Here is a 6,603-nt window from a genome sequence, read left to right as displayed (position 1 = left end):
CTTTAGGCCTTTAGGGGCGCGGGGAACTGCGCGACCAGCCCCCACCCACCCGCACCCGACAACACACCCCCCACGGGGTCTGGGGCGGAGCCCCAGGGGACGGGACGGGTAGGGGCGGCGGGGGCGGAAAAACCCGGCCGGGGGCCTACTCCGCGTACAGTTCGTCTATTTCTCGGGCGAACTCTCTCGTCACCACGGCCCGGCGGAGCTTCATCGTGGGGGTCAAGTGCCCCGCCGTCTCAGTGAAGTTGAGGGGCAACACGGCGAAGCGGCGAATGGACTCGGCCCGGGAGACGAGGCGGTTGGCGTCGTCGATGGCGCGTTGGAGGACGGTGAGGAGGTCGGGGTCGGTGACCAGCGTGGCGACCGGCACGTCAGACTTGGCGGTCATCCGGCACCAGTGGGCCATCCCCTCGGCATCAAGGGTCAACAGGGCAGTGATGTAGGGCCGGTTGTCCCCGACGACCACGCACTGGTTGATGAGGGGATGGGCCCGCAGCCAGTCCTCCAGCGGCGCAGGAGCCACGTTCTTGCCGCTGGTGGTGACGAGGATGTCCTTCTTGCGCCCGGTGATGGTGAGGTACCCGTCGTCGTCCAGCTCGCCCAGGTCACCGGTGGCGAACCAGCCCTCCTGGTCGGCCGGCACCACCCCGCCCGCCCGCGGATCCCAGTAACCGCGGAACACCTGCTCCCCGCTGAGCAGGATCTCCCCGTCCTGAGCGATCCGGACCCGCGTACCGGGCAGCGGCCAGCCGACCGTGCCGAGCCGCGGCCGATGCGGATAGGTGAGCGTCGCGGCGGCCGTCGACTCGGTGAGGCCGTAGCCCTCGAAGACCTGGATGCCCGCGCCGGCGTAGAAGGAGGCGAGGCGGCGCCCGAGCGGGGAGCCGCCGCAGACGACCTGGCGGACCTTCCCGCCGAGGGCCGCGCGGATCCGGCGGTAGACGAGCGGGTCGTACAGGGCGCGGGCCGCCTTGAGTTTGGCGCCCGGCCCCGGCCCCGTCCCGTGCTGCTGGGCCTCCAGCGCCTCGCCGTACCCGCGCGCCACCCGGGCCGCCCGGTCGAAGGAGGCGGCGCGGCCCATCTTCTCGGCGGTCGCACGGCCGGTGTTGTAGACCTTCTCCAGCACGTACGGGATGGCCAGGAGGAAGGTCGGGCTGAAGCCGGCGAGATCGGCCAGCAGTTCCTCCGTACGGATGCTCGGCGCATGCCCCAGGCGGACCCGCGCGCGCATGCAGGCGACGGCGACCATCCGGCCGAAGACGTGCGAGAGGGGCAGGTAGAGGAGCGTGGACGCCGGGTCCTTGAAGGTGGACTTGAAGACCGGGTGGAGCAGTTGGACGGCGTTGTCGACCTCGGCGAAGAAGTTGGCGTGGGTCAGCGCGCAGCCCTTGGGCCGGCCCGTGGTGCCCGAGGTGTACATGATCGTCGCGAGCGAGTCGGGGCCGAGGACGCCACGGCGTACCGCGACCTCCTGGTCCGGCACGTCACGCCCCAGCTCGGCGAGACGCTCGGTGTGCCCCTTCTCGAAGACCCACATGTGCTGGACGTCGGGGAGCCGGTCGCGTTCCGGACCGAGCGCGGCGGCCTGCGCCACATGCTCGACGGCGATCGCCACCGCGCCGGAGTCCTGGAGGATCCAGCGGGTCTGGAAGATCGACGAGGTGGGGTAGACCGGGACGGTGACGAGTCCGGCGGCCCAGGCCGCGAAGTCCAGCAGCGTCCACTCGTACGTCGTACGCGCCATGATCGCGAGCCGGTCGCCCGGCTGCAGCCCCTCCGCGATCAGCCCCTTGGCGACGGCCAGCACCTCGGCCGCGAACTCGGCGGCCGTGACGTCCGTCCAGCTGCCGTCCGCCGCCTTCCGGCTGAGCACCGGGTCGTCGGGCGCCTGTTCCGCGTTGTCGAAGGGGATGTCCGCGAGCGAGCCGTGCGTCACGGGGTAGACCATCGGGGGCACCGAGACCTCGCGCACGACCCCGTCGAGCCGCCTGACCTCGGGTTCAGGGATGACGAGCTCGGGATTGTCGGAGGGATCGCGGGACACTGACGGCTCCTAACTCTTGCACTCCCCCCATTACGGACCTGTGAAGTGGCGGGTTCACCTGGGAAAGTGAGGTGCTTCTGTGCGGAAGAGTGAGAGGTTCGTGCACGTTCGGACGCCTGTTCATCTTTTGCCCAACATACCGACGCAACAAGGGCGTTGCCCGCGGATCCGTCGAGTCCGCGCCCGGTTCAGGGTTCCAGAGGGCTCATCTCGACCTGCTTCTCACCGTGACGTAGGCTTACCTCGGGTAACCTTACTCCAGAGTAAGAACAGGACCGAGCTGAGAGTTGGACGATGGCCGACCGCTACCTGAGCCTCACCGGCACCGCCCCCGGCCGGTTCCTGACCCGCCGGCTCGGGCTGCCGCAGCCGGTGCGGTTGCGGCGCTGGAGCGCCGAACAGCCTTCGTTCCAAGGCGAGTTGCTGCATCTCACCGCGGGCAAGTCCGAGCTGGACCTCGCGCCCGTCCTGGCCCGGTCGGGGCCGCGACCCGGCGGTGACAGGCCCGTCGCCGTCGTCCTCGACGCCACCGGCGTCCGTGACGTCGACGCTCTGGCCGAGGTGCACGCGGCCCTCCACCCCGTCGTACGGTCCGTCGCCGAGAGCGGGCGGGTCGTGGTGCTCGGCGCGCCCCTGGACCCCGCCGACCATCACCAGGCCGCCGTCCAGCAGGCCCTCGAAGGGTTCGTACGGTCCCTCGGCAAGGAGATCGGGCGCGGGCGGACGGTGAATCTCGTACGGCTCCTGGAGGCGGGGGCCGCCGAGTCGACGTTGCGATTTCTGCTGTCGCCGAGGTCTGCCTATGTCAGTGGGCAGGTGATCGAGGTGGGCGGTCATGGTGACGGTGGTGGTGGAGGCGGCCATGGCAAGGGCGGGGGCGGGGATCCTGGGAAGCCTCTTGCCGGGCGCACCGCGCTCGTCACCGGGGCCGCCCGCGGGATCGGTGAGGCCGTCGCCGCGACGCTGGCGCGGGACGGGGCGCTGGTCGTGTGCCTCGACGTGCCCGCCGCCGGGGGCGATCTCGCCGCCGTCGCCGAGCGGCTCGGCGGGGTCGCGCTGCCCCTCGACATCACGGCGGAGGACGCGGGGGTGCGGATCGTCGACGCGTTGCCCGGCGGGCGGCTCGACATCCTGGTCCACAACGCGGGGATCACCCGGGACCGGAGGCTGGTCAACATGGCCGCGGAGCGGTGGGGTTCGGTGCTCGACGTCAACCTTGCGAGTGTGCTCCGCACGACCGATGTGTTGCTCGGTGCGGGGGTGTTCCGGGGCGGTGGGCGGGTGGTTGCCACCGCGTCCATCGCCGGGGTCGCGGGGAATGCCGGGCAGACGAACTATGCCGCGTCCAAGGCGGGGGTTGTCGGGCTTGTGCGGTCGCTTGCGCCTCGGGCGCTTTCGGAATACGGGGTGACCGTGAACGCGGTCGCGCCCGGGTTCATCGAGACCAGGATGACTTCGGCTGTTCCTTTGTTCATTCGTGAGGCCGGGCGGCGGATGAACTCGCTGGCGCAGGGTGGGTTGCCTGTTGATGTTGCCGAGACGACGGCTTGGCTTGCGGGCCCGGGGTCGGGGGCGGTCAATGGGCAGGTTGTTCGGGTTTGCGGGCAGAGCCTATTGGGGGCGTGAAGGGTTCGTTCGGAATCTGCGGGCGCGTTGGGGATGGTCGCGCAGTTCCCCGCGCCCCTGAAGACCAAAGGCCAAAGCAGCCCGCCTCTGGTCCAACCGGAAGAAAGGTCAGGTCAGCGATGGACGGCGTAGAGAGGCCTATGCATACCCGCGTTCTCGACAGTTCGCCGCGGCTCTGGCCCTTGCTTGCCCGGGGTGCTTTCCTCTCGCCTTTCAAGCGTCCCCGGACGGGAGTCACCGCACCCCGTACCCGATTGGTTCTGCCGGGTCTTCGGATCGATCTGGGAAAGCTTGCCGCCTATGAGCGGGCCTGTGGGTTCGGGGTGGGGGCCGACGAGTTGCCCGTCACCTATCCGCATGTTCTCGGGTTTCCGTTGGTCATGCGGCTGATGAGTGAGCGCGCCTTTCCGTTGCCGTTGCTCGGGCTGGTGCACACGTCCATCGGGATCACCCGGCGAAAGGCGACGGCAGCGACCGGTGAGTACGAACTCGCGGTGTACGTCGATGAGTTGGTGCCCCACCGGCGCGGGACCGAGGCCGTCGTCGTGACGGAGATGCGGGCGGGGGGCGAGCTCGTGTGGGAGTCGCGGAGTACGTATCTGGCGCGGCACCGCACCCCGGCGGGGAGCACGGACGGGCCGGCCGCAGCCGAGGAGCGCAAGCCGCTGCCCGTCGTGGCCGAGTGGGCGCTCGCCGGGGATGTGGGGCGGCGGTACGGGGCCGCGTCCGGCGACCGCAACCCGATCCACCTCCACCCCCTCACCGCCCGGCTGTTCGGCTTCCCCCGGGCCATCGCGCACGGCATGTGGACCGTGGCGCGCTGTCTCGCCGAGCACGGGGCGCCTCAAGTAGCCGTCGTCCGGGCGGAGTTCAGGGCACCGGTGCTCCTGCCGGGGACGGTGTCGTACGGGGCGGAGGGTGCCGTCTTCGAGCTGCGCGGGGCGGGTGGCCGGCTGCACCTGTCCGGAGAGGTCATGCCGGTGCTCTGACGCGCGCCCGCTCCACTGGGCCGACCCGTGCTACCCGGCCGACCCGTGCTCCGACCAGGGTCTCCCCTCCATCAGGTCCCCCAGGCCCGCCCAGGCGAAGTTCATCAGGGTCGAGGCGGCCTGGCGGGCGGAGACGCCGGGGGTGGCGTTTGCCCAGGCGGCGAGGGACTCGGCGGCGCCGACGAGGGCTTCGGCGAGACCGGCGACCTCGCGCTCGGGCAGCGACGGGTCCCGGTGCGCCTCACGGGCGGCCACCACGATCAGCTGCGTGACGAACGCGACGATCTCCTCGCGCATCGCGGCGAACTCCGCGGCGAACGGCTCCCCGTGCGTACGCGCCTGGAGGTGCAGCACCGCCCAGCCGTCCGGGTTCTGCGCGGTGTGCGTGAAGAACGCCCGCAGCCCGTCCCACAGTTGACGGTCGGCGGGCAGGTCCTGCCGGACGCCCGCGCGCACGGCCGCGGTCAGGGCGGCGGCCTCACGCCGGATGCACGCGGTGAAGAGGTCTTCCTTGGAGTTCAGGTACAGATAGACCAACGGCTTGGACACGCCCGCCAGATCGGCGATCTCGTCCATCGACGCGGCCCGGTATCCCCGCTGCCCGAAGGTCTGAACCGCCGCGTCCAGCATCTGCTGTTCGCGCACGGCACGCGGCATCCGCTTGCTCTTCACTGCACCCATACGAGCAAGAGTACGAGTTGTCTGCCGACGGCCCGGCGGAGTTGTGGGTCGTTACGACGTCTGGCCCTGGGCCCGAGTCACCTCGTCCACCACGTCGTCCTCCTGGCTGCGGTTGGCCTCCAGGTTGGACTTGACGCGGTCGACGCGCTCCACGATCTGGATCGAGGCGCGGTCGCGCTCCTTGCGCAGGACTACGAAGCTGATGGGGGCCGAGATCAGCAGCGAGAGCAGGATGATCCACATGCCGTTCGAGTCGCCGAGCCCGCGCGGGGCGACACCGGAGTAGACGAGGCCCCAGACGACCACGAGGCAGCCCACCAGGATTCCCAGGCGCATCAGTGTGTAGCGGAGCATCTCAATCCACTCTTCCGTGTCGAACGGGTCCGAAGGGGTCCGATAAGTCCCCGACATTCCCAAAGGGCACCGTCCAGTCAAGCACGCCCGGCACCGGATCTTGCAGGGGGGTGCGGGGAGTCAGGTGAGCGGCAGCAGCATGAAAATGTCGTCGCGGTCGTCGCCGGGCGCGACGCGTATCGCGTCCGGTATCCGGCCGACCTCCTTGTAGCCGCACGAGCCGTAGAACCGCTCCAGGCCGTGTCCGCCCCGGCAGGTGAGCCGGATCGCCTCGATGCCGTCGAGGGTGCGGGCGGCGTCCGCGGCGGCGGTCAGGAGGTCCCGGCCATAGCCCTTGCCCTGGTGCTTCGGGTGGACCATCACCGTGTAGAGCCACAGCCAGTGGGTCATCAGGCGGTGCGTGTTGAAGGTGAGGAAGGCGGCCGCGGCCACCTGCCCCTCCTCGTCGAACCCGGCCAGGAGCCGGGCCCGTCCCTCCGCCATCGCCACGAAGTGCTTCACCAGCTCCGGCCGGATCACCTCCCGGTCCACCGGGGGGACGAAGCCGACGGCGCCGCCCGCGTTGGAGACATCCGTCCAGAGATCGAGAAGACCGTCGCGGACCTCGGGGGTCACGGCCGGATCAAGCGCGAAGGTAAGGGCCATGCGGCAAGGCTAGCCATTACGTCACGCCGTCCTCAAGCGAGTCCCGACGTCACGTACGTCACGTACGTCAGGCGTTCTTTTCGCCCCCGCCGCCCCTACCCATTCCCGTCACTAACTCAGGGGCTTCGCCCCCGAACCCCCAAAAGACCAAAAGACTGCGCAGTTCCCCCCGGCCCGAAGGACGGACAGGCGCCGCGAACCGAGCGCGCCGGCCCCCCCTGCCCGCGCCCCGCGACTGCACCGACATACAAGCTAATGTTA

The 6,603-nt window shown here is 70.2% G+C and carries 6 protein-coding genes; 2 read left to right on the top strand and 4 right to left on the bottom strand.

Going from position 1 to position 6,603, the window contains the following annotated elements:
* Positions 1-145 precede the first annotated feature (145 nt).
* Positions 146-2,047, bottom strand: coding sequence for an AMP-dependent synthetase/ligase (locus ACFWXQ_RS48700; RefSeq protein ID WP_383956046.1), 1,902 nt, complete (start codon positions 2,045-2,047; stop codon positions 146-148).
* 294 nt (positions 2,048-2,341) lie between these two features.
* On the opposite strand from ACFWXQ_RS48700, the gene ACFWXQ_RS48695 reads away from it, so the two are divergent.
* Complete coding sequence (locus ACFWXQ_RS48695) at positions 2,342-3,673, top strand: 3-oxoacyl-ACP reductase (protein ID WP_383956043.1); 1,332 nt, start codon at positions 2,342-2,344, stop codon at positions 3,671-3,673.
* Positions 3,674-3,813: 140 nt separating this feature from the next.
* Complete coding sequence (locus tag ACFWXQ_RS48690) at positions 3,814-4,662, top strand: MaoC family dehydratase (RefSeq protein ID WP_383956040.1); 849 nt, start codon at positions 3,814-3,816, stop codon at positions 4,660-4,662.
* 30 nt (positions 4,663-4,692) lie between these two features.
* On the opposite strand, the gene ACFWXQ_RS48685 is transcribed toward ACFWXQ_RS48690, so the two are convergent.
* The 3 genes from ACFWXQ_RS48685 to ACFWXQ_RS48675 form a co-directional block, all read right to left on the bottom strand.
* Complete coding sequence (locus ACFWXQ_RS48685) at positions 4,693-5,343, bottom strand: TetR/AcrR family transcriptional regulator (RefSeq protein WP_383956037.1); 651 nt, start codon at positions 5,341-5,343, stop codon at positions 4,693-4,695.
* Between the two features lie 51 nt (positions 5,344-5,394).
* Positions 5,395-5,697 (bottom strand): DUF4229 domain-containing protein, encoded by a 303-nt coding sequence (locus tag ACFWXQ_RS48680; RefSeq protein ID WP_383956033.1) that lies wholly within the window; start codon positions 5,695-5,697, stop codon positions 5,395-5,397.
* 120 nt (positions 5,698-5,817) lie between these two features.
* Positions 5,818-6,342: a GNAT family N-acetyltransferase gene (locus tag ACFWXQ_RS48675; protein WP_383956030.1), complete on the bottom strand. Its 525-nt coding sequence runs from the start codon at positions 6,340-6,342 to the stop codon at positions 5,818-5,820.
* Between the last annotated feature and the right edge of the window lie 261 nt (positions 6,343-6,603).

It is taken from the genome of Streptomyces sp. NPDC058697 (assembly GCF_042715345.1).
GTDB classification, from domain to species: Bacteria; Actinomycetota; Actinomycetes; order Streptomycetales; family Streptomycetaceae; genus Streptomyces; species Streptomyces liliifuscus.
This window is presented reverse-complemented; position numbering and strand designations above follow the sequence as displayed.